Raw genomic sequence first — 22,571 nt, 5'->3', positions numbered from 1 at the left:
TGTTCAACCGGCCTAGTAGCTGGCCAGAAGCGATTTCACAACCAGATGCCAACCGTCGACCATAATAAATAGAAGAATTTTAAACGGAAGCGAAATCATGACTGGCGGAAGCATCATCATTCCCATCCCCATCAGGATGCTTGACACCACCATGTCGATGACAAGAAACGGGATAAACAGCATAAACCCGATCTGAAAAGCTGTCTTCAACTCGGAGATGGCGTAGGCTGGAACGAGTGCGGTCAGCGGAATGTCTTGGACACTCGTCGGCCGCTCTGCCTTCATGTAATCGAGAAACAGTGCCAAATCCTTAGCCCTCGTCTGCTTCGCCATAAATTCCTTAAAGGGAATGACTGCCTGACTCAGTGCCTGCTGCTGTGAAATCTGGCCTTGCAAAAACGGTTGGACCGCCGTTTCATTCACCGCGGAAAAGGTCGGAGCCATGATGAAAAAGGTCAGAAACAGAGCGAGCCCGATCAGCACCTGATTCGGCGGCATCTGCTGAGTGGCAAGCGCATTGCGGACAAATGACAGGACGATGACAATGCGCGTAAAGCTGGTCGCGAGCAGCAAAATCGCGGGAGCCACGGAAAGGACTGTCAGAATCAAAAGCAGCTGTACAGTCGTGGCGGTCTCCGACGGACTGCCGGGATCCCCTCCGCCGATTTTGATGTCGATTCCCGGCACAGCGGAAAGCTCTGGTGCAGCGTGCACCTGCGCTGGGAGCATGACTAACAGAAAAAGGATAAGTAGAATGGACAAACGCTTATTCATCTCTGTTCCCCTTTTGCCGCTGATCGCCTTCCCACAAAGCCGATTTGCTGTTTAATTCCTGCAAGGCATTCAACTGTTTTTCCAGTGTCTGATCAAAAGAACCTGTTTCGTTTTCGAACAGCTCTCCCTGTACCCCTGCCTTTTTACCGGACCTAAGTTCAGACAGCCATCCGGCCAATCCCTTCGCAGCCAGCGGTTGCATTTCAACTTCTTGGAAAATCGAGTCAAGTTCGTCCCCTGCCGGTATGTGGCGCAGCAACTGAATGTTCTCGCCAACCCCCAATACGTAAAGAGAGTCGCCGATCATGACGCACTGTACTGATTTACCACTTCCCAGCGGTATGGCCCCGATGACTTTAAACGGCCCTCTGCCCATACTCCCCATCTGTTGATGCTTGAGAAACCGCAGCAGCAGGTAAATGAGCACGATGATGACCCCTAAGGAAAACAGGATCTGCAGGAGAATCTTCCATCCGCTGGGGGCAAAGTTGTCTGCCGATTCTGTTGCCGTAGGCAAATTGCTCTCCGTTTGCGGCGTCAAGCTGCCCGATTTGTCGAACTCTTCCATCACAGTCGTATCATTGCCTGTGCTTTCAGCGTGGACGGCAGCGGGCAGACAGCCAAACAGCAAGAGCAAGATGCCGCATAAACCTGCCAGCATTGCCTTTCTGCAGTGAAACATCATCGTGTCAACCCAGCGTCTTCTTGATCGCTTCGATTACGCGGTCGGCTTGGAACGGTTTGACGATAAAGTCTTTTGCCCCCGCCTGGATGGCGTCGATTACCATTGCCTGTTGACCCATTGCGGAGCACATGATGATCCGGGCGTTAGGATCCAGCTTCTTGATCTCCTTGAGCGCGGCAATTCCATCCATCTCCGGCATGGTAATATCCATCGTCACCAGATCAGGGCCGAGCTCCTTGTACTTTTCCACGGCCTGTGCGCCGTCGCTCGCTTCTCCGACGACCGTAAAGCCGTTCTTCGTCAAGATTTCCTTGATCATCATCCTCATGAAAGCAGCGTCATCCACAACCAACACTTTGTTGGACATTTTCGTTTCCTCCTTGTTTATGAAAGATTATTGCAGTTTTTGGACGCGATCCCATTGACTGATAATATCTGTGACCCGTACGCCAAAATTTTCGTCGATCACCACGACCTCGCCTTTGGCGATCAGCTTGTTGTTGACTAAGATATCAACCGGTTCACCGGCAAGCTTGTCCAATTCGATAATGGAACCGGAAGACAGCTCCAGGATCTCCTTGATCAATTTCTTGGTCCTGCCCAGTTCAACCGTCACCTTTAACGGAATATCCAGCAAAAGCCCCAGATTGTCCTCCGTCAAGGTTGCCGGACTTGGCGTCAGCGGCATAAATTCCGCCGGACGAACATTTGCCGTAGCGTTCCCGTAAGAGCTAAATCCCCCGATGTGCTGCGGCGTATGCCCATAAGCGGGAATCCCTGCCGGTGCTGAAGGAGCCATTGGCGGCATCTGCGGTGCCGGCTGGCTGTACAGTCCTGCAGCAGGCGGTTGTTGCGCTGCCGGGATTGCCGGCTCCGCAAACGCAGCAGCAGCGGCAACCGGTGCCGGATCGTACGTTACAGTTGGGCTGGCCAGTTGTGCGGTCTCTGTCGAATCATCCCCGGCTCCCATCAGCCGATCGATCATTTGCTTGGCAAATTGGACCGGGATGAGCTGCATGATTTGGGAATCGATCAAATCTCCCACTTTCAGGCGGAAGGAGACCTTGATCAGTGTATCTTCATCAGGGATGACTTCGGCGCCGCTCCCTTGCGCCAAGTCCATAATGTCGACGCTTGGCGGCGAAATGTTGACAAACTGATTGAACATCGTCGACATCGAGGTCGCCGCCGAACCCATCATTTGGTTCATCGCTTCCTGAACCGCGCTGATCTGGATATCGGTAAATTCAATTGCATTCGGGTCCCCGACACCGCCCATCATCAGGTCGGCAATAATAGCGGCATCAACCATCTGAAAGACCAGCACATTGACTCCCTGGAAACCATCTGTGTATTTCACGTGAACAGACACATGCGGCTGCGGAAATTCGGCGCTCAATTCGCTTTTGCGTATGGCGGAGACCGTCGGAGTCGTAATGTCAACCTTTTGGCTCAGCAATGTGGAAAGTGCGGTTGCCGCACTGCCCAGCGAAATGTTCCCGATTTCACCCAGTGCATCCTGCTCCAATGGCGTAAGCAGTTCTGACACATCCAGGCCATCTCCAGGTTCTTCATCTGCTGATGAGTTGCTGGCGCGAAGCAGCGCATCAATTTCGTCCTGCGACAACATATCTTTACTCATCATGTTCCTCCCTTTGCTCCACGACTTCGTCGATCTGAACAGCGATCCTGCCCTTCATGGTTCCGGCCTGACCGCGAAACTTGACGGTGCTGCCGACGAGGACGTTCAGCTTTTGATCGATAGACTGGTCTAATTGGATAACGTCCCCTTTGTTCAGGTGAAGCAGTTCCCCGACACTGATGGTCGCGGTACCGATTTCTGCGATTAGTGGGAGCTTGGCCGTTTTGACCCGCTCTTCCAAAATCCGCTGCGCCCCCTCATTAGGCGTCTTGCGTGAGGAAAACCAGTACTGCCCGGACAGCTTTGGCATGATTTGCTCAAGAACCACGTGCGGCAGACACAAGTTGATCATGCCGGTGGTATCGCCAATTTTGGTGCTGAAGGAGATCACGGCGACGATTTCATTCGGGGAGACGATTTGCATGAACTGCGGATTCATCTCCATCATATCCAAGTAGGGCTCCAGGTCTGTTACCTGTTTCCACGCTTCTGAAAAACTTTCCAGGGCATTCCTGAAGATTCGTTCCATGACAGTCGACTCAATTTCCGTCAGCGCCCCTGTTTTGACCGGGATGTTTCCCTGCCCCCCGAGCAGACGATCAAGCATGGCATACGCGACGTTGGGATTTACCTCCATCACCATTCGCCCTTCAAGCGGAGGGGCTTCAAAAATGTTGAGAATGGTCATTTTGGGAATGGAGCGGATAAACTCGTCGTATGGTAATTGATCAACAGAGGCGACATGAATCTGCACAAAGGTTCTGAGCTGCGCTGAGAAGTAGGTTGTAAGCAATCTGGCGTAATTCTCATGTATGCGCGTCAGTGCGCGAATCTGGTCTTTGGAAAAACGCAGCGCCCGTTTGAAGTCATACACCCTGACTTTCCGTTCGCTCTCTTCCTTTTTCAATTCATTCGCATCCATCTCCCCCGAAGACAGAGCAGCCAACAGCGCATCAATCTCATTCTGTGAGAGAACCTCGGCCATAGCGGTCACCTCCTTTATCGTAAACCCTGCGAAAACGCTAGGTCATTTTTTTCACGGTTGTGATGACTTGCAAAATCTTGCCGTCTTGCATGATCGCGCTAATCTCATTCATGATCTTGGCTTCCAGTTTGTTCAGACCCTCTGTTCCCTTGAGGTCTTCCGGAGTCAGTCCCGCTAGTGTTTTATTGATGATATTCAACACCTGGGGTTTCCGTTTCTCCAGCTCTTCCTTGGCGGATTTGCTGTCTGCCGTAATGCTGAAACGTACGACAATAAAGTTGTTTGTCAACAAATTGGTGGTGATTTCATCCGTGTCTACCGTGTATTTCAGCATTTCATCGGCAGTTAAAGCCGTCGTCTCTTTGGCATCTGCCGGAGAAGCGTAATACGTTTGCCATAAGACAAAACTGACCACGCCGAGCAAAGTAATTGCAATAATAATGATAAGCGCCATATTAAATAACCGGTTTTGAAACATGGGTAGCCTCCCGCTATTCATCTGATTCGCTCGTCGACCGCGAAACCGTAGAGGCCATCGGAACCGCCTGATAAAACGAAGTGATACGCGCGGCTATCTCCTCGGCAGCCTCTTTGACGATGTATTTTTTCCCGCTGGTCAGGGTAATGACCGTATCAGGAGTTGACTCAACTGACTCGATGTGAGTGATATTGAGGTAAAACGTTGTTCCGTTAAAACGGGTCAGGAAAACCATCAAATATCCCCCTAAAAGATGGCAGTCAGGAGGGGCGAGCTTCCCGCCCGCTCCCATCTCCACCCTTGTTAGCTATTACCGCTTCAGGTTGACGACTTCTTCCAAGATACTGTCGGACGTGGTGATGATTCGCGAGTTGGCTTGGAAGCCGCGCTGAGCGACGATCATTTCGGTAAACTCTTCCGTCAGATCGACGTTGGACATCTCAAGCTGGCCAGAAATGATCGAGGAGTTCGCCTCAGCCGGAGTTGTCACTTCGAACTCTCCGTCCGGATGCGCATTCGGCGTCAATTCGAACAAGGAATTGCCCACCTTCTTCAAGCCGCCTGGATTGCTGACGACTCCTACGCCAATCGTGCCGATCTCTTCATTGGTTCCTTCCGGAGTCGTCCCGGTGACAACCCCGTTTTTGCCGATGGAGTATGACACATACTGGTCGCGCGGAATCTCAATCGGTCCGGATCCGCTGTCATCCATCACGTAATACCCCTGCGAGGTGACCAAAAATCCATTGGCATCCCGCGTAAAGTTGCCGGCCCGAGTCAAATAGAATGGTTCTCCATCCTGTGTGGGGCTGACGATGAAAAAGCCATCGCCTTCAATCGCCAAATCGGAAATCAGGTTGGTCATCATCGGACTTCCTGGCGAATGGACGACGTCGATGGCTGCCACGGTCGAACCCAAGCCGACCTGGCGTGGGTTGACACCGCCAATACCGTCATCAGTCGGCGCGGTTGCACCGGAGATATTTTGGCTTAAGATATCCTGGAACATCACCCGGCTCTTCTTGAACCCGACCGTGTTGACGTTGGCGATATTGTTACCGATCACATCCAGCTTGGTTTGAAAGCCGCGCATCCCGGAAACTCCTGAATACAAAGAACGAAGCATGTTTACTACCCCCTTATACTGTTATGACGGTTGCTTCAGTCAGTCCGCAACCGCGGGCTTCCTCGATGAGGGCCGGCCCATTTATGCAAATACTGCACTGTCAATATTGGTAAAGACGTTTTCCTTCATATGTGCCTGATCGAGTGCCGTCACCACTTTGCGACTCCTGATGTTGACGACGTATGCGACATTGTCCATCAAGACGAGGGCGTCTTTGGCCCCCTTCGCTGCAGCCCGCTGAACAGCTCCTTCCAGCCTGGCCACTTCTTCATCCGCCAGGTGTATGCCGCGTTCCTGCAATCGGTTTAATGCGTGATGGCTAAACGACAACTTTGGTCCTTCGACTGCAGCTGCCGTGTTTTGCTGGAGTGTCTCATCCAGCCAATGTTGAAAGGGCTTTGTGACAGCAGCGGCCGGATTTGGCTGATTGCCGATTCCACCCGGCTTTGATGGATAGTACGCCTGCCCGACGCGAAACGATTGATTCATGTCGGCACAACTCCTTACACCCTGCGCATAGTCCCGGACGAAGCGTCATCGGCTTCCTCTAGCAGACTGTCGAGCGAAAAAGCTTCCGTCTCTTCCTCCTGCTGCTGGTTCTGCCGCTCCGGTGTCTGCTGGCGGCGGCCCTCCTGCTGCTGGAAGTCGTATGACGGCTGTTGCTGTTGCTGTTGCTGTTGCTGCAATACCTCCAGGCGATCCACCTGCAATCCCTGCTGCACCAATGCTGCCCGAAGCTGCGGCAGCTGGTTGTCCAGCAAGTCTTTCCCCGCTTTCGAATCAGCCAGGAACTGAGCCGATATCAATCCGTTGTGAACGACGATTCTTACGTCCACCTGTCCCAATGAGCGCGGGAACAACAGCAGCTTCGCATGAGAAATGCCATCTTGGTTCTCCAGCTTCATCTGTTTGACAAACAGGCTGCTGACGTCCTGGGCAAGGTGGTCACCCCGTGTCTGATAGACGGCTGCCCCGTTGCTTGCCGCACCTGACGCAAACTGCGTTCCCACACTAGCCGGGGAAGGTGCAGCGGGCACCGGAATAGCGCTGCTGTCAGGCTGTTCTGCCAGCTTAGGATCCAAATTTGCCAGTTCTCCGCCCGCCTGGGTCACATTGACTGCAGGTTGGCGGACTTGCACCGCTGCCTGGGCTTGATAGCTGAGCAAGGCCTGATTAACCCGCATCGGTTGAATAGGGGCCGTCGTCCCAGCCATGGCCTGTGTCATGAACGGCTGATATCCCGATCCTTTGGAACCGGTCTGCTTCACGGTCGGAACCTGGCTGCCATCCGTTTCGCTTTTGTTCCCTTCAAGCCCTAATTGACTCAGCAATAACTTCAGCTGGTCTGTCCCCGTCAGGTTTGGGCTCAGCTGAACGGACTGCCCCTCCTTGGCCGAGGCTTGCAGAAGCTGAAGGACTTGTGCGTACGCACTTTGCTGTCCCGGCTGCTCACCGGCCTTGAACAATGGAAGCAGCTGCTCCGGGGAAACGGAGAGAGTTGCCGCCTGCTGTCCTCCTGCGAGATCCGCTTGCTGAAGCGGCTGCAGATTCGCCGCATCCATAAACGGCTGCAAATCGTCATTCAGGTTTACCTGTCCACCCGCAAGCGACTGCTGCAGCAGAGCCAGCAGCATTTCCATCTGCTCTTCGCCGGGCTCGTCCTGCAGCGGCAAAAGCTCACTGGTCCGGCCTGTTTCGTCCGTATTCTGGAGCGCACTGCCGAGCTGCAGGGCAAAAAGCATCCCGAGCAGATCTGTCGGAGTCGAGGCTTGTCCCTTTTCTCCAGGGAGTCCCGGCACTGTGCCTGGCACCGCCGGCGTCGTCATCATGACATTCATTTCGTCACCTCCTCGTATTTGACAAAGAATAGTTGCTATGTAAACGATAAGCGGATCATACCGGTTATCGGAGCAACTCGCCAGTTAAACGAGCGGCCAGCGCCTCGTCTTTCTTGGACAGCGAAGCCAATATCTGCGCCCGCCTGTCGCTTTCCATGCCGGCAAGGATGGAAATCACTTTTTTTCGATCGGATGCGGCCATGCTTTGCAAAATGTTGCCTGCGTCGTCTGCGTTCATCTGGGAAAAGCTGCTGATCAGCGACTCGAGGGTAGCCGAATCCTTGCGAGCCGCAGCCAATTCGCCGGTTAAGGCTTGTACGCGCTGCTGCAGGGCGGCGATGTCTTCATCCTTGTTGACTGTCGTGTCCTTTAGCAGAATCGAAATATCGGCGGCCTTTTTCGGATCCATTTTGGCCAGGATGTCAGCCTGCTGTTCGGGTTTCATCTTGCCCAGCACGGCGACGGCTTCCTGGTCGGACAAGTTCCCTACGATCGAGGCGGCATTGCGCGACGACATCGAGGTGTAGACCTTGGCCAGATCCTGATACTGTTTCTGCCTCGCCTCTTCGTCTGCCCGTTTGTCGTCCAATTCCCGTTTCAGGTCGTCCACCTGTTTCTGCATGGCCTGGATTGTCGTGTCTTTTTCAGCCGCTGCTGATTTCAATTGTTCGATTGTCTGGTTCGTTTCGGCCTGCTTTGTCTGAAGCGGCTTTTCCTGTGGATTTGCCGGCGGTGCAGCTGGATCGCTGCCGCTTTTTTTCTCGCCGCCTGCAAGCTGTCCGACGTACGGGATCGCTTTCGCCGCGGAAGTCAGTTTTCCGACGACGTCTACGCCGAGCAGGCTCAGGAGAACTCCGCCCAGAAGGCTGGCAAAGAGCGCCGGTATGATCAACATGTAAAAAAACCATTCCCATTTGCTATACGCTCTCTCTTCCTGGATCTCTTCCATGGGGAACCTCCCTTCAGGCTTGCTTCACTCGCTGGATGTAGCGGGCTACGCCCATTTCGTCCAGCTCTTTCTGCTCCCGCTTTCGCTCGCTGTCTTCAAATTGCTCCTTGGCCCTCTCACGCATTCGCTCCCATAATTTGGACTCCTGCATGTGGTAGGTCAACCTGCGCTTGCAGCGTTCCAACTCCTGCTCACAACCGAACAAGGTCTTCTGCTGCGTTGCAATCGCCCTCTCCACCGAATGCCGGTAGCGGGCGATCTCCATCAATTCGGCTGCACTGCAGGACTGATGCTGCAACTCAAACAACGACTGGGTCACTTCTTCGCGATGCTGGTCAAGCTGCATCAGCTTTTGCTCTTCTTCCGCCTTGCGCTGCTGGGAGAGGCCAAACGCCCACTCAGCCTGTTCCTTCTCTTTTTCCTTCAAATCGACGATTTTTTGCAGTTGGAAGCGAAATGTACTCATCTGTGCCCACCCCCAAATTTTGCAATCAGCTCGCTAACGCTTGTTGAAAGCTCCGCCGGCTCGTGCGTCCCCTGTACGGCAAACTGGTGAATCAGCTCACGGCTGCGAATCGCCTCGTCAATTTCCCGATTCGTCCCCAGTTTGTACGCGCCAATATTGATCAAGTCCTCTGACTCCCGGTATGTTGCCAGCAGCTGCTTCAACCGGCGGGCCGCTGCCAGGTGTTCGTCGGTACAGATCTCATTCATCACACGGCTTACGCTCGCCAGCACATCTATGGCCGGAAACTGCCCTTTTTGGGCAATTTTACGGTCGAGCACGATATGGCCGTCGAGAATTCCGCGAACCGCGTCGGCAATCGGATCATTCATGTCGTCCGAATCGACCAGCACGGTGTAAAAAGCGGTGATGCTGCCTTTCTTCGCCGTACCGGCCCGCTCCAGCAGCTTCGGCAGCAGAGCAAATACCGACGGCGTGTATCCGCGGGTTGCCGGCGGTTCTCCAATCGCCAAGCCGACCTCGCGCTGAGCCATCGCAAAACGCGTAACGGAATCCATCATCAGCATCACGTTAAGACCCCGATCGCGAAAATACTCTGCGATGGAGGTGGCGATCATCGCTCCCTTGATCCTGATCATGGCTGGCTGGTCTGATGTGGCGACTACAACGATCGACCGCTTCAAACCTTCTTCGCCAAGGTCGCGATGAATAAATTCCATCACTTCCCGTCCGCGCTCTCCAATCAGACCGATGACATTAATATCGGCACTGGTATTGCGGGCAATCATCCCGAGGAGCGTACTCTTTCCCACGCCTGATCCGGCGAAAATTCCTACCCGCTGGCCTTTCCCCACGGACAAGAGGCCGTCGATGGCTCGAACGCCAACACCCAGCGGCTCCGAAATCCTTGGGCGCTGCAGCGGATTGGGCGGCAAGTTGTTCGTCGGATATACCGCCAAGCCGGACGGCAGGCTTGTCCCGTCCAAAGGACGTCCCAAACCGTCAAGCACCGTCCCGAGAATTTCCGGTCCCACTTTTACCGAAAGCGGCTTGCCGGTCGCGACCACGTCGCATCCGGGGCCAATCGCCGACAGCTCTCCGAGCGGCATTAGCAATACCTTGTGATCGCGAAACCCGACGACTTCCGCGATCAGCGGTTCCTGGTTGTGCTGCGGATAGATGAGACAGATCTCGCCAAGCTTGGCCTCGGGTCCCTGGGCTTCCACAGTCAATCCGACGACCTGGGTCACTTTTCCGTTGACGCGGACCGGATCGAGCATCTGCAGGGCCTGCGTGTATTTCGTGAGATCAAGTAGCCTCATATGCTTCACTTCCCCGCGCGATCTCCAGCAAAACCTGCTTGATCTCCTTCAGTTGTGTGTCCACTTTTGCATCCACGCTGCCGAGCGGAGTCCGGATGACACACCCTTCGTCCTGAACGGAGTAATCCGGGATGATCGACAATTCGGCTTGTCCGTCCAACAGCGCCAACAGCTCGGCTCGATTTTCCGCGACTAAATCGTAGAAGCGGTGGTTGACGCAAACGGTAATCTCGCCATGCACGCGAGAGCGGCGCAGAACCTCGGCAACCATCGCCAGCACCTGCTCGGGCGCGGCAGCCAGCTCCTTGCCGATGATCTTCCTGGCGATCTCGGTGCTGAGACCGACGAGAAACGGCTCCGCTTCGTTGATCATGCGCTGTTTTTCGCTCTGTGCCTGCTCCAACAGCCGGCCTGCCCGTTCAACCCGCTCCCGCTCTTCATCCAAGGCAGCTTGCTTGCCGGCCTCGTGTCCGGCAGCAAACCCTTCCTGCTGCGCCTGCTCATAGCGCTGCCGGGCGATCTCCTCTATTTCCTGCAAGCGTTCTTCTCGCCATTGGGCGATTTCCTTTTCCGCCTGTTCGCGCTGCAGCTCTGCCTGCCTGGCAGCTTCCGCCAGCAGCTTTTCCGCAGTTTCTTCCGCGTCGCGAATGATGGCGTCCGCTTCTTTTTTGGCTTCTAAAAAAATTTTTTGATTTTCCTGCAACCTTTCCTGAACTTGTTCCGTCTTTAATGTCGGAGCGGTTACGGAAAGGGCGATTTTTTCAGAAGAAGGCAAATATCCCGAAGCTTTGATAATCCTAGACAATGATATCATCCCCTCCGCCGCGGGCGATGATGATCTCACCCGCCTCTTCTAGGCGGCGAATGGTCGCGACGATCCGCGACTGAGCCTCTTCAACATCCCGCAAACGGACAGGCCCCATAAATTCCATTTCTTCCTTGAACGTCTCGGCCATCCGTTTGGACATATTCCGGAAAATCGTCTCTTTCACTTCTTCGCTGGACACTTTCAGCGCCAATTGCAAATCGGCGCCGTCGACATCCCGGATGACCCGCTGGATGGAGCGGTTGTCAAGGGTAGCGATATCTTCAAAGACAAACATGCGCTTCTTGATTTCTTCTGCCAACTCAGGATCCTGGATTTCCAGAGAGTCAAGGATCGTGCGCTCGGTACTTCGGTCTACTCCGTTGAGGACCTTGACGATTGCCTCTATGCCGCCTGCCTGCGTGTAATCGTGGCTGACGGTGGCTGACAGCTTCTGTTCCAGCACCTGCTCTACCTGGGCAATCACCTCGGGAGATGTGCTGTCCATCATGGCGATGCGCTTTGCCACGTCTGCTTGCCGATCCTGCGGGAGCGCCGACAGGATCATCGCTGCCTGCTCCGGGTCCAGGTAGGACAAGACCAGTGCAATCGTCTGCGAGTGTTCATTTTGAATAAAGTTGTAAATTTGGCTGGCGTCGGCTTTGCGGGCAAAATCGAACGGACGCACCTGCAAATTTGCGGTCAGGCGGTTGATGATATCGATCGCCTTGGATGCACCCAGCGCTTTCTCCAGAATTTCCTTGGCGTAGGTGATCCCGCCTTGGGCGATCACTTCATTCGCTACGGCTATCTGATGAAATTCTGCCAATACCTTTTCTTTTTCCAGGTTGTCTACCTTTCGCACATTGGCAATTTCCAAGGTCAGCTGTTCGATCTCGTCTTCACGCAAGTTTTTAAACACTTGAGCGGATACCTCTGGACCAAGCGTGATCAGCAGAATTGCCGCTTTTTGTCTGCCCGTCAGTTCTTTCGTTCCGCGAACCATCTGTTGTTCACTCCTAATCCTCAGCCAGCCAAGTTCGCAGCAGTGTGACAAATTCGTCGGGCTTGCTGCGGGCCAGCTTCTCTAATTGTTTGCGGACAATGACTTCTTCGCTATCTTCACGCTGAATATCCGGGATTTCGCTCAACTGCGGAGCAGGCATATCATCGATTGCTTCCTCCAACGGCTGATCCGTACGGCTTCTGCGGCGGATAACAAGAAAGGCAACGGCGCCAAGAGCGAGCAGCGCCAATGCGCCGGCACCGTAAAGAAGGTAAGGACTGACCGCAGCTTGCTGCTGATCTGTCGCTTTTCCGGCAAAGGTGCGTGGAATCACAGTGATTCGCTCGTCGAGGTCTTGTTCAGACAACTGTACGTTCTTTCTGCTTAGCGTTACCCTGACGACATTGCGCAGCACCTGTTTGATATTGTCTAATGTCGCCTGATCCAGCTGCCCACCGTCAGGCGGTTCGACGCCGACGTTGATCGTCAAGTCTTCAATTTGGTAGGGACTTGTCGTGATATTCCGGGTGATCCGGTTGACTTCCCGGTTGACCTTGTCATGCAATTCCTCGTAGTCGCTGTCAGCACCTTGTCCGGCAGCGGAAGGAAAACTAGGAACGTCATTGGGACCTGTTCCGGCGATGCCGCCGGCCGGGGCGCCTTTTCCGCTAAAGGTCTTGGAGATCTTCTCGGCACTGATGATAATCCCTTCGTTATTCTCCTTGTCCACCGGCTCTACCAAGTTTTCGACGCGGTTTTCCTTGTCGAAGTTCATCTGGACGGCCGCGTGAACGATCACCTTGTCTCTGCCCATGATCGTACCGAGCAGATTGTACAGATTTTGCTGGATTTCTCTTTCGATGTTGGCTTTGATTTTTTCTTGCTGTTGGAATCCGGTCAAGCTGCCAGCGCTGTCCTCGTCACCCGTCATCTCCAACGGATTGAAGTACTGGTCCGTAACGGTAATATTTTCGACTGGAAGCTTTTCCACACTGCGGGAAATGAGATGGTATAAGGCCTTGATTTGCTGCTGGTTTAACTGTGTACCCGGCTCCACATCGACAACGACGGAGGCCGTGGCAGAATCCGGCTTGTCCGTTACCCAGACTCCCTCTTCAGGCAGGGTCAACATAACTTTCGCTGAGCGAACTCCGCGGACCCGCTCCAGCATTTTTTGCAGATCCAGCTGCAGGGCGTCCTTTTTCAGCATGTGAAACTGATTGTCAGTGATGCCAAACGGGCCGGCACTGGAAAAAATATCAGAGCTGATGCTGGCTTCTCGCGGTATTCCCTGGGCCGCTAATTCTACGATCGTGTCCTGGGCGACAGCCTGCGGCACTTCAATACCCGTTCCATTTCCGACGATACGGTACGGAATCTGCCTGCTGTCTAATTCCTGCTTGATCGTCCCTACTTCTTGTTCACTCAATCTTTGGTTGTACAAGGAGACGTACACCGGTTTTGAAGCTATGTATGCATAGAGGCCGAGTGAGATCAGCAGAAAGAGCACGGTCCCTGTGATCAGAAGCTTTTGCTTGCCTGTTAGCCGATTCCACGTCTGCGTGATTCGTTCTTTATATAGCGTCAGTCGTTCGTTCATAATTCACCTCACCAAGAAATTACCAACCGTATCAGAGCGGCATGCGCATGATCTCTTGGTAGGATTCTATGACTTTATTTCGCACTTGCACGGCAAGCTGCAGTTCCGTCGACGACTTCACTCCTGCGAGCATCACCTGGTGAACATCCTGGATTTCTCCTGCGACAAACTTTTCGGTCAGTGTCGCTGCCTCTACCTGAGAATTGTTTAACTGCTCAAGTGAATCAGATAAAAATGAGGCAAAAGATTTCGCGGTATCCGCAGCCGATGCCTTTTCTGCCGGCGCCGCTTGCGGCAGCATCGCGACCTTTGCTATCTGGTTTATTTCCATTAATAATTACTCCCCTTATCTCCCGTTGATTTCCAACGCTTTGATCATCATGCTTTTAGCGGCATTTAACACTGTCACGTTGGCCTCGTATGATCGAGAGGCGGAAATCATGTCGACCATCTCCTTCATGATGTCGACATTTGGCATAAGCACATAGCCGTCTGCATCAGCATCGGGCGACTCGGGATTGTACACGCGTTGAAACGGGGTTTCATCTTCCCGAATCGCCGAAACTCTCACGCCTTGTTCGGGGCGGCTGCTGACGTTTCCAACGGCTGCCTGCAGCAAATTCTCAAATGACTGATTCGTCTTGGGCTGCACCTCGACGACCTTGCGCCGGTACGGCTCCCAAACGCCGTTTACCATCCGGGCGCGGGTCGATTTCGCATTGGCCACGTTGGCAGCAATCGTATCAAGCCGGAGCCGGTTGGCCGTCAAAGCCGATGCCGATGTATCCATTCCCTGAAACAAGCTCACTTCAGATTACCTCCCCCCGCCGTCGATTACGGTCTTCAATTTGGTAAAATACCCGTTAGTCATCTGAACTAAACCGTTGTACCAGATCGTATTTTTCGCAAGCTGATTCATTTCGTATTCAACATCCACGTCGTTGCCGTTGTTCTGCACCAGAGCGTCCGGATTGGAGACGATCTGCGGAGCTGGAATCGCTCCAGCTTGTCCCGAACCAAAGGAAAGATGGCGCGGGTCCGTTCTGTAGGCGGCCAGTCCGCTGCCTCCTGCTTCACTCAACTGTTGGTGCAGCAGGTCTTCAAAGACGACCTGTTTGCTTTTAAATTGCGGAGTATCCATGTTGGCAATGTTGTTGGCGATCGTACGCTGCCTGAGCATCCCCACGTCCAACGACCTGGCCAACAGCTGCAATTGATCCATGCTCATCAACCGTTCCTCCTCCGTTTGCCTTATAGATACAAATACCCTCTTCACCCATAACAAAAACATCTAACTGTGAAATTCTGTGAAAAAATGTCGATTTTTTGGGATTATCCGTACTACCCTACAAAAGATAAGAAGATTCCTGTTTTTTCGACATTACAACTCGAATAAATCATATCAAAATCAATTTCGTTAAAAAAGCTTTTTTTTACAATATGATACAATTCCATACCAAAGACTCAATTCATCAGCCATCATGCGCCACCCGGCAAACTGTTTTACCTATTTGCCAGTTTCAATCATATTAAAAAAAGGGACTTTTGTCATGAAAAAATCCCCTCTCACTTCTCCAGACTAAAATCCGTGATTCCTGCTGCTTCCAATGCTTCTTGCGTGTCATCAGAGCCCGTATTCTCAAAACAGAAAGCAGCCGCGTCATTGCGGCTGCCCTGTTTGTTACATTCTTATGAAATATTCTACGTGGTTTTCAGTTTTTCCAGTTCCGGAAGCAATTTTTCGTTCAGCACCTTGATAAAGGTCCCTTTCATTCCCAAAGATCGAGATTCGATTACCCCTGCGCTCTCCAATTTACGCAGAGCGTTCACAATCACCGAACGGGTGATACCGACGCGATCGGCAATTTTTGAAGCGACCAGAAGACCTTCTTTTCCGTCCAGTTCCTCAAAAATGTGTTCAACTGCTTCCAATTCGCTGTAGGAGAGCGAGCTGATCGCCATTTGGACGACAGCTTTGCTGCGCGCTTCTTCTTCGATCGCCTCGGCGCGCTCGCGCAGAATTTCCATACCGACGACTGTCGCCCCTACTTCAGCGAGGATCAATTCGTCTTCACCAAATTGCTTGTTGACGCGGGCGAGAAGCAGGGTGCCCAGGCGATCGCCGCCGCCGATGATCGGAACGACCGTTGTCAATCCGGAGCTGAATACTTCTTTCATCTCTACCGGGAATGCGGTGTACGGGCTGTCTACCCCAAGGTTTGCCGATGTCTCTTCCACTTTCAGCAGGTTTGCGCTGTAGTCTTCCGGAAAACGGCGTTCGCTTAACATAGCGCGAATGCGCTCATTGTCGATTTCCTGGGCGATGCCGTAGCCGAGCATTTTGCCTTTGCGGCTGACGACGAAGATGTTGGCGTCGATGACATCACTCAAGACCTGCGACATTTCGTTGAAGTTGACTGCATGACCTGCTGACTTTTGCAGCATCCGGTTGATTCTTCTGATTTTCGATAACAAATCCATGACTCTTTTCCTCCTAAACTTCTCTGCGATTGATGCCCTACAAGATGTACTGGCTTAAATCTCTATTTTGTACAATACTACCTAACTTTTCCCGAACATACTCGGGTGTAATCGTCACAACTTCAAGATGGATATCGGGAGCCTCGAAGGAGAGGTCTTCCAGCAGTTTTTCCAGCAGCGTATGCAAGCGCCTCGCTCCGATGTTGTCAGTGGTCTGGTTCACCTCTGTTGCCAGTCGGGCGATCTCGAATATCGCCTCCTGGGTAAATTCGATGCGGATGCCCTCTGTTTCCAGGAGGGCGACGTACTGCTTGATCAAGGCGTTTTTCGGCTCAGTGAGGATTCTTACAAAGTCCTCCACTTTCAAACTGGTGAGCTCGACCCGGATCGGAAAACGTCCTTGCAGCTCGGGAATCAGGTCGGACGGTTTTGCCGTATGAAAGGCTCCCGCTGATATGAACAAGATGTAGTCTGTTTTGATTGGACCGTACTTGGTCATCACCGTAGATCCTTCCACAATCGGCAGGATATCGCGTTGGACGCCTTCGCGGGAAACGTCGGGTCCCCGGCCGTCTTTACCGGCGATTTTGTCAATCTCGTCGATAAAGATGATTCCATGCTGCTCTGCCCGATAAATGGACTCTTGAATCACTTCATCCATATCTACCAGTTTTTGCGCTTCTTGTTGAATTAATACCTTTCGCGCTTCTTTAATTCGCAATTTTCTCTTCTTGGTCCGTTTTGGCAGGAAGTTTCCGAGCATGTCTTGCATTTGCATGCCCATCTGTTCCGCCCCGGGAATCTGGAAGAGGTCAAGCATCGGCGAAGATTGATCTTCCACATCAATCTCGATTACCTGGTCTTCCAGCTGCCCGGAGGCGAGCTGAAAGGCCGCTTGTCTGCGCTGCTGCTGAAGCGAAGCCTCTTCGCCGTCGTTTTGCTGCGACTGGTTTTGCTGGTTCTGAAACAGCATCTCAAACGGATTTTTAAAACCGCTTTGCTGCTTTTTCGACGGCACGAGAATGTGAACGATCGCTTCGTCTGCCAGCTTTTCCGCCTTCTCTTTGACTGTTTCCATCTTCTCGCTTTTCACCATGCGAATCGCCGTCTCAATCAGATCGCGTACCATGGATTCAACATCGCGTCCAACGTACCCAACCTCAGTAAACTTCGTCGCTTCTACTTTGATGAACGGCGCTCCCGTCAGGCGGGCAATCCGGCGGGCTATCTCCGTCTTTCCCACCCCAGTCGGCCCGATCATCAGGATGTTTTTCGGAACGACTTCCTCAATCAATCCTTCCGGCAGGCGGCTGCGGCGGTAGCGGTTGCGCAGTGCCACGGCAATCGCCCGCTTCGCTTGCGACTGACCTACAATGTATTTATCAAGGTGTTCCACGATCATTTTCGGAGTAAGCTGTTCGAGTTTGAGCATTCCGTTTTCACCCCTTCGTGGTGGTCATCTCTTCGACAACAAGGTTGCTGTTGGTAAACACACAGATTTCCGCAGCGGTCAAGAGTGCGGCCTCGGCTATCTCTTTGGCGCGCAAATGGGGTGCAAATTTTTTCAGGGCGCGGCCTGCAGCCAGAGCGAATCCGCTTCCCGAGCCGATTGACAAGATCCCGTCGTCGGGCTCAATGATCTCCCCGTTTCCGGAGATGAGCAGCAAGTTTTCCCGATTCATCACGATCATCATCGCTTCGAGGCGGCGCAGGACTTTGTCGGAGCGCCACTCCTTTGCCAGCTCAACGGCTGCCCGCTGCAGGTTTCCATGAAATTCTTCCAGCTTTGCTTCAAACTTTTCAAACAAGGTGATTGCGTCAGCGACGGAACCGGCAAAGCCGGCAATGACTTCTCCGCGAAAGAGCCTGCGGACTTTCTTCGCACCATGCTTCATGACCATGCTGTTGCCGATCGTCACCTGGCCGTCTCCGGCCATCGCAGCTTCACCGTTGTGGTGAACCGCGAAAATGGTCGTGGCGTGAAATTGTTCCATCTTCGGAACGACCTCCTCGTTTTTCTGCCCGCGGATGTGCCGAATCATACACTTCCCGCAAACGCTCCTTTGTCACATGTGTGTAGATCTGGGTTGTCGAGATGTTTACGTGGCCTAACAGCTCTTGGACTGTACGCAAATCTGCACCGGCGTTCAGCATGTGTGTGGCAAAAGTGTGCCTCAGTGTATGGGGCGAGATTGAAAGCCGCAAAGCCGCAGCCTGCACGTATTTGTCCACCACTCGGCGTACGCTACGGTCAGAAAGCGGTTCTCCACGGTAATTGAGTAACAATACTCCGTTCTCCTGTTTATCCGCAAGCAAAGAAATTCTACCCACTTCTATGTATTGCCGAATGGAGCTCACAGCATAACTGCCAATCGGGACATATCGCTCTTTGGCCCCTTTTCCGTACACCAGGGCGACACCGTTCGACAAATCAATCCTGTCGCAAGTGAGCGTCACCAATTCAGAGACGCGAATTCCTGATGCGTACAACAGCTCAAAGATGACCAAGTCACGCTGTCCGAGCGAAGTTGTTGAATCCGGCAACATAAGGAGAGTTTGAATCTCCTGTGGGTAGAGAAAAGACGGGAGTTTCTTTTCCAGTTTGGGTGTAGACACAAGTTGAAACGGATTTTCCGAGATGCGGCCTTCGCGCATGTGAAAGCGAAAAAAACTGCGTAAACTGGAGAGTTTACGTGCCATACTCCGCCGAGATAAACCGCGTTTGGTCAGATGGGCGAGAAAAGAACGTCCGTGAAAGTACGAAACGGCAGCCAAAGTGTCGATCTGGTGCTGTTCCATAAACTCGGCAAATTCAGAGACGTCCCCCATGTACTGTTTGAGAGTATGGGGTGAGGCGTTTTTTTCCACCTTCAGATAGCGTACAAAGTCTTCGATCCAAACAGCCAGATCGGCTTTATTGTCCATCTCACACGCACTCCTTGAAGGCAATACTATATTACCACAGTAAAAAAAGAGTTATCAACTTCAGTTGTGTCTATTTTGTGTAAAATTCAGAATAGTGGACAACGCCCGCTTAGCCAACTGCTCGTTTTTCTCTTTTTTGTTGCGGATTCTGACCGGCAGTTCGGCAACCAGCCCGAAGTTGGCGTTCATCGGCTGGAAGTGCTTTGGCTCCGCCGTCGTGATGTAATGGGCCATGCTTCCGATCACTGTCTCCTGTGGAAGGACAACCAGTTCTTCCTTCTTCGCCAGACGGGCAGCATTCATGCCAGCCATCAGCCCGGATGCCGCCGATTCCACGTACCCTTCTACCCCGGTCATCTGTCCGGCAAAAAACAGCGTCTCCCGTTCCTTGTACTGATAGGTCGGGTGCAGCAGCTTCGGAGAGTTGATAAACGTATTGCGGTGCATGACGCCGTAGCGGACGATCTCACACTGCTCCAATCCCGGTATCAAGGAGAAGACCCGCTTCTGCTCCGGCCACTTCAAATGCGTTTGGAACCCGACGATGTTATACAGGGTGGCGGCACTGTTGTCCTGGCGGAGCTGAACGACGGCAAACGGCTGTTTTCCCGTGCGCGGATCGATTAAACCGACCGGTTTGAGCGGGCCGAACAGCATCGTCTGGCGCCCCCGTTTGGCCATGACTTCAATCGGCATGCAGCCCTCGAAGTACACCTCTTTTTCAAACTCTTTCAGCGGTGCCGCTTCTGCCGTAATCAGCGCTTCGTAGAAGCGGTCAAACTCTTCTTCGTTCATCGGGCAGTTGAGGTAGGCCGCTTCCCCTTTGTCGTAACGGGAAGCGACAAACACCTTGTCCATGTCGATGGAATCCTTTTCCAGAATCGGCGCGGCTGCATCGTAAAAGTACAAATACTCTTCTCCGGTCAGCTTTTTCAGCTCCTCGGAGAGAGCAGGCGAGGTCAGCGGGCCGGTCGCAATCACGACGATCCCCTCCGGGATCTGGGTAATCTCTTCCGTTTTCACCTCGATCAACGGGTGATTGCGGACAGCCTCGGTCACATAGGCGGCAAATTCATGCCGGTCGACAGCCAATGCTCCTCCCGCAGGTACGGCACACTTGTCGGCTGCCGCGATGATCACCGAGCAGAGACTGCGCATTTCCTCTTTCAACACGCCAACAGCATTGGTAAGGGAATTGGCCCGCAGCGAGTTGCTGCAGACCAACTCGGCGAATTTATCGGTATGGTGGGCGGGCGTTTGCTTTTGCGGACGCATTTCATACAGTGTCACTGCGACTCCCGCTTCAGCGATCTGCCAGGCAGCCTCGCTGCCTGCCAGGCCGGCCCCGACGACCGTTACATGTGGTTGAGTCATGATGAACCCTCACTATCTGTTAAGAATCGGCTTCCTCTTGATAATCGCACTGGGTGCAGACGACGCTGACCCCTTGCTTTTTGCGCTTTTTTTCTACCATCAAGCTGGAGCATTTGGGGCAGGGGCGAGCGATCGGCTTATCCCATGAGACGTACTCGCACTCGGGGTAATTGGAACACCCGTAGAACAACCGGCTCTTCTTGCTCTTGCGCTCGATGATCGAGCCCGTTTTACACGAAGGGCAGCTTACCCCGATTTCCTTGACGATCGGCTTGGTAAAGCGGCACTCCGGAAAGCCTGAGCAGGCCAGGAACTTGCCAAAGCGGCCCAGCTTATACACGAGGTGGCGTCCGCACACTTCACACAATTCGTCGGAAACCTCATCCTTGATCTCCACCTCTTTCATCTGTTCCTCGGCGACTTGGAGGCGCTTGGCGAATTCGCCGTAAAACAGATCAAGCACCTTCACCCAGTCGGCCATGCCCTCCTCGATCTTATCCAGGTCGCTCTCCATCTGCGAGGTAAACTCGACGTCGAGAATCTCGGGGAAGAACTCTTCGATCAGCGTGATGATGATTTCTCCTAATTCGGTGGGAATAAAACGCTTGTCTTCCAGTGCGACGTAGCCGCGCTTCTGGATCGTCTCCAGCGTCGGCGCATAGGTGGAGGGGCGGCCGATGCCGTTTTCCTCCAGCGTTCTGACAAGTCTGGCCTCTGTATAGCGAGGCGGAGGCTGAGTAAAATGCTGATTGGGCTCCGTCACCTGGTGCTCCAGCACTTGTCCCTCTTCCAGCGGCGGAAGCAGGGTATCTTCCTCCTTGCCCCCGTCATCGCTTCCCTCCACATACACCTTCATAAAGCCGGGAAACTTCACTTTCGAGCCGCTGGCACGGAAGTAGATCCCATTCACTTCGATGTCGACGGACATGGTATCGAGGACGGCCGAAGCCATTTGGCTGGCCAAAAAGCGCTCCCAGATCAGCCGGTACAGCCGCATCTGATCGCGGGACAGGTACTCCTTCAAGTCATCAGGGCGGCGCAGCACGGACGTGGGGCGGATACCTTCGTGGGCATCCTGCGCTGTCTCCCGCTTGCTGTGAGTCCGGGCTTCGGCAAGGGCGTACTCCTGGCCAAACTGTTCCGTGATAAAACCTTTTGCCTCTTCTTGGGCGGTGGTCGAAATTCGAGTCGAGTCGGTACGCATATAGGTGATCAAACCGACCGTGCCTTCCTTGCCCAGATCGATCCCTTCGTACAATTGCTGGGCGATCATCATCGTCTTGGCCGTGCGGAAGTTGAGCTTGCGTGCCGCTTCCTGCTGCAGCGTACTGGTGATAAACGGCGGAGCGGGATTGCGCCGCCGCTCCCGCTTGGTCACCTTTTGCACGACGAACGGGCGGTCTTTGATCTGCTCGAGGATTTTTTCTACTTCAGCTTGAGAGCGGATGTCCGCTTTTTCCTCGCCAAAACCGTGGAAGCGGGCTTCAAACGCCTTGCCCTCGGAAAGCAGCCTGCTGGTGATGGTCCAATACTCTTCCGGCACGAACTGCTGGATTTCTTTTTCCCGGTCGATAATCATCTTGACCGTTACCGATTGAACCCGTCCAGCACTCAGTCCTTTGCGAACCTTTTTCCACAGCAGCGGACTGATGTTGTACCCAACCAACCGATCCAGGATTCTTCGCGCCTGCTGAGCATTGACGAGGTCCATATTAATCCGCCGCGGCTGTTTAAAGGCGTCCTTTACCGCATCCTTTGTGATCTCGTTGAACACGACGCGAATCGGATCGGATGTGTTCAAACCCAGATACTGAGCCAAGTGCCAGGCAATCGCTTCCCCTTCGCGGTCCGGGTCGGCTGCGAGATAGACCTTTTTGGCTTTTTTGGCTGCGTCTTTGAGCGTTTTCAAGACGTCGCCCTTGCCGCGAATGGTTATATATTTAGGGTCAAATTGATTGTTTACATCTACGCCCATCTGACTCTTCGGGAGGTCACGCACATGGCCCATTGACGCTTTTACCATGTATTTGCTGCCAAGATATTTTCCGATTGTTTTTGCTTTCGCCGGTGACTCGACGATTACAAGCGTATCAGCCATTATTTTCCTCCCCCTTC

General features: G+C 53.2%; 25 protein-coding genes. All 25 read right to left on the bottom strand.

The features are described 5' to 3' along the window. Nucleotides 1-12: 12 nt before the first annotated feature. Nucleotides 13-729 carry a flagellar type III secretion system pore protein FliP gene (fliP, locus tag ACI7RC_RS01855; protein WP_408106717.1) on the bottom strand — a complete coding sequence of 239 codons (717 nt, stop codon included), beginning with the start codon at nt 727-729 and terminating at the stop codon, nt 13-15. Nucleotides 730-766: 37 nt separating this feature from the next. Beyond that, nucleotides 767-1,456 carry a flagellar biosynthetic protein FliO gene (locus tag ACI7RC_RS01850; protein ID WP_408106508.1) on the bottom strand — a complete coding sequence of 230 codons (690 nt, stop codon included), beginning with the start codon at nt 1,454-1,456 and terminating at the stop codon, nt 767-769. Nucleotides 1,457-1,463: 7 nt separating this feature from the next. Next, complete coding sequence (locus tag ACI7RC_RS01845) at nt 1,464-1,826, bottom strand: response regulator (protein WP_408106507.1); 363 nt, start codon at nt 1,824-1,826, stop codon at nt 1,464-1,466. A gap of 27 nt (nt 1,827-1,853) precedes the next feature. Next, the gene (gene fliY, locus ACI7RC_RS01840) at nt 1,854-3,101 is read right to left on the bottom strand and encodes a flagellar motor switch phosphatase FliY (RefSeq protein WP_408106506.1); all 1,248 of its coding nucleotides are present in this window, start codon (nt 3,099-3,101) and stop codon (nt 1,854-1,856) included. After that, nucleotides 3,094-4,086, bottom strand: coding sequence for a flagellar motor switch protein FliM (gene fliM / locus ACI7RC_RS01835; RefSeq protein ID WP_408106505.1), 993 nt, complete (start codon nt 4,084-4,086; stop codon nt 3,094-3,096). Before fliM ends, fliY begins: the two co-directional genes overlap by 8 nt. A 37-nt stretch (nt 4,087-4,123) precedes the next feature. Further along, the gene (locus tag ACI7RC_RS01830; RefSeq protein ID WP_408106504.1) at nt 4,124-4,564 is read right to left on the bottom strand and encodes a flagellar basal body-associated FliL family protein; all 441 of its coding nucleotides are present in this window, start codon (nt 4,562-4,564) and stop codon (nt 4,124-4,126) included. A 13-nt stretch (nt 4,565-4,577) separates the two neighbouring features. Further along, the gene (locus ACI7RC_RS01825; protein WP_408106503.1) at nt 4,578-4,799 is read right to left on the bottom strand and encodes a flagellar FlbD family protein; all 222 of its coding nucleotides are present in this window, start codon (nt 4,797-4,799) and stop codon (nt 4,578-4,580) included. A gap of 75 nt (nt 4,800-4,874) precedes the next feature. Then, nucleotides 4,875-5,690, bottom strand: a complete 816-nt coding sequence (gene flgG, locus ACI7RC_RS01820; RefSeq protein WP_408106502.1) for a flagellar basal body rod protein FlgG — start codon at nt 5,688-5,690, stop codon at nt 4,875-4,877. 81 nt (nt 5,691-5,771) lie between these two features. Next, nucleotides 5,772-6,179 (bottom strand): TIGR02530 family flagellar biosynthesis protein, encoded by a 408-nt coding sequence (locus ACI7RC_RS01815; RefSeq protein ID WP_408106501.1) that lies wholly within the window; start codon nt 6,177-6,179, stop codon nt 5,772-5,774. A gap of 14 nt (nt 6,180-6,193) precedes the next feature. Then, nucleotides 6,194-7,528: a flagellar hook-length control protein FliK gene (locus ACI7RC_RS01810; RefSeq protein WP_408106500.1), complete on the bottom strand. Its 1,335-nt coding sequence runs from the start codon at nt 7,526-7,528 to the stop codon at nt 6,194-6,196. A 64-nt stretch (nt 7,529-7,592) separates the two neighbouring features. Further along, the gene (locus tag ACI7RC_RS01805) at nt 7,593-8,477 is read right to left on the bottom strand and encodes a magnesium transporter MgtE N-terminal domain-containing protein (protein WP_408106499.1); all 885 of its coding nucleotides are present in this window, start codon (nt 8,475-8,477) and stop codon (nt 7,593-7,595) included. Between the two features lie 13 nt (nt 8,478-8,490). Continuing rightward, a complete protein-coding gene (fliJ, locus tag ACI7RC_RS01800; protein ID WP_408106498.1) occupies nt 8,491-8,943 on the bottom strand; it encodes a flagellar export protein FliJ in 453 nt (150 codons plus the stop codon). Next, on the bottom strand, nt 8,940-10,265 hold the full coding sequence (gene fliI / locus ACI7RC_RS01795; protein ID WP_408106497.1) for a flagellar protein export ATPase FliI: 1,326 nt from the start codon (nt 10,263-10,265) through the stop codon (nt 8,940-8,942). Before fliI ends, fliJ begins: the two co-directional genes overlap by 4 nt. Then, entirely contained in the window at nt 10,252-11,079 is an 828-nt protein-coding gene (gene fliH / locus ACI7RC_RS01790; RefSeq protein WP_408106496.1) for a flagellar assembly protein FliH, read from the bottom strand. Before fliH ends, fliI begins: the two co-directional genes overlap by 14 nt. Next, on the bottom strand, nt 11,063-12,076 hold the full coding sequence (gene fliG, locus ACI7RC_RS01785) for a flagellar motor switch protein FliG (protein ID WP_019119116.1): 1,014 nt from the start codon (nt 12,074-12,076) through the stop codon (nt 11,063-11,065). The genes fliH and fliG overlap by 17 nt, the downstream gene beginning before the upstream one ends. A 13-nt stretch (nt 12,077-12,089) precedes the next feature. Beyond that, complete coding sequence (fliF, locus tag ACI7RC_RS01780; protein WP_408106495.1) at nt 12,090-13,676, bottom strand: flagellar basal-body MS-ring/collar protein FliF; 1,587 nt, start codon at nt 13,674-13,676, stop codon at nt 12,090-12,092. A gap of 31 nt (nt 13,677-13,707) precedes the next feature. Continuing rightward, complete coding sequence (fliE, locus tag ACI7RC_RS01775) at nt 13,708-14,007, bottom strand: flagellar hook-basal body complex protein FliE (RefSeq protein ID WP_408106494.1); 300 nt, start codon at nt 14,005-14,007, stop codon at nt 13,708-13,710. Nucleotides 14,008-14,022: 15 nt separating this feature from the next. Then, the gene (gene flgC / locus ACI7RC_RS01770; RefSeq protein WP_408106493.1) at nt 14,023-14,484 is read right to left on the bottom strand and encodes a flagellar basal body rod protein FlgC; all 462 of its coding nucleotides are present in this window, start codon (nt 14,482-14,484) and stop codon (nt 14,023-14,025) included. 6 nt (nt 14,485-14,490) lie between these two features. Beyond that, nucleotides 14,491-14,907, bottom strand: coding sequence for a flagellar basal body rod protein FlgB (gene flgB / locus ACI7RC_RS01765; protein WP_408106492.1), 417 nt, complete (start codon nt 14,905-14,907; stop codon nt 14,491-14,493). A 470-nt stretch (nt 14,908-15,377) separates the two neighbouring features. After that, a complete protein-coding gene (codY, locus tag ACI7RC_RS01760) occupies nt 15,378-16,157 on the bottom strand; it encodes a GTP-sensing pleiotropic transcriptional regulator CodY (RefSeq protein WP_408106491.1) in 780 nt (259 codons plus the stop codon). Nucleotides 16,158-16,194: 37 nt separating this feature from the next. Beyond that, nucleotides 16,195-17,589 (bottom strand): ATP-dependent protease ATPase subunit HslU, encoded by a 1,395-nt coding sequence (hslU, locus tag ACI7RC_RS01755; RefSeq protein ID WP_408106490.1) that lies wholly within the window; start codon nt 17,587-17,589, stop codon nt 16,195-16,197. A 7-nt stretch (nt 17,590-17,596) separates the two neighbouring features. After that, the gene (gene hslV / locus ACI7RC_RS01750; protein WP_408106489.1) at nt 17,597-18,151 is read right to left on the bottom strand and encodes an ATP-dependent protease subunit HslV; all 555 of its coding nucleotides are present in this window, start codon (nt 18,149-18,151) and stop codon (nt 17,597-17,599) included. Continuing rightward, nucleotides 18,102-19,082 carry a tyrosine recombinase XerC gene (xerC, locus tag ACI7RC_RS01745; RefSeq protein WP_408106488.1) on the bottom strand — a complete coding sequence of 327 codons (981 nt, stop codon included), beginning with the start codon at nt 19,080-19,082 and terminating at the stop codon, nt 18,102-18,104. The genes hslV and xerC overlap by 50 nt, the downstream gene beginning before the upstream one ends. A gap of 60 nt (nt 19,083-19,142) precedes the next feature. Then, nucleotides 19,143-20,456 carry an FADH(2)-oxidizing methylenetetrahydrofolate--tRNA-(uracil(54)-C(5))-methyltransferase TrmFO gene (gene trmFO / locus ACI7RC_RS01740; protein WP_408106487.1) on the bottom strand — a complete coding sequence of 438 codons (1,314 nt, stop codon included), beginning with the start codon at nt 20,454-20,456 and terminating at the stop codon, nt 19,143-19,145. Between the two features lie 19 nt (nt 20,457-20,475). After that, the gene (topA, locus tag ACI7RC_RS01735; protein ID WP_408106486.1) at nt 20,476-22,554 is read right to left on the bottom strand and encodes a type I DNA topoisomerase; all 2,079 of its coding nucleotides are present in this window, start codon (nt 22,552-22,554) and stop codon (nt 20,476-20,478) included. Nucleotides 22,555-22,571: the final 17 nt, after the last annotated feature.

The organism is Brevibacillus sp. B_LB10_24 (assembly GCF_046036945.1).
Lineage (GTDB): Bacteria > Bacillota > Bacilli > Brevibacillales > Brevibacillaceae > Brevibacillus_C.
This window is presented reverse-complemented; position numbering and strand designations above follow the sequence as displayed.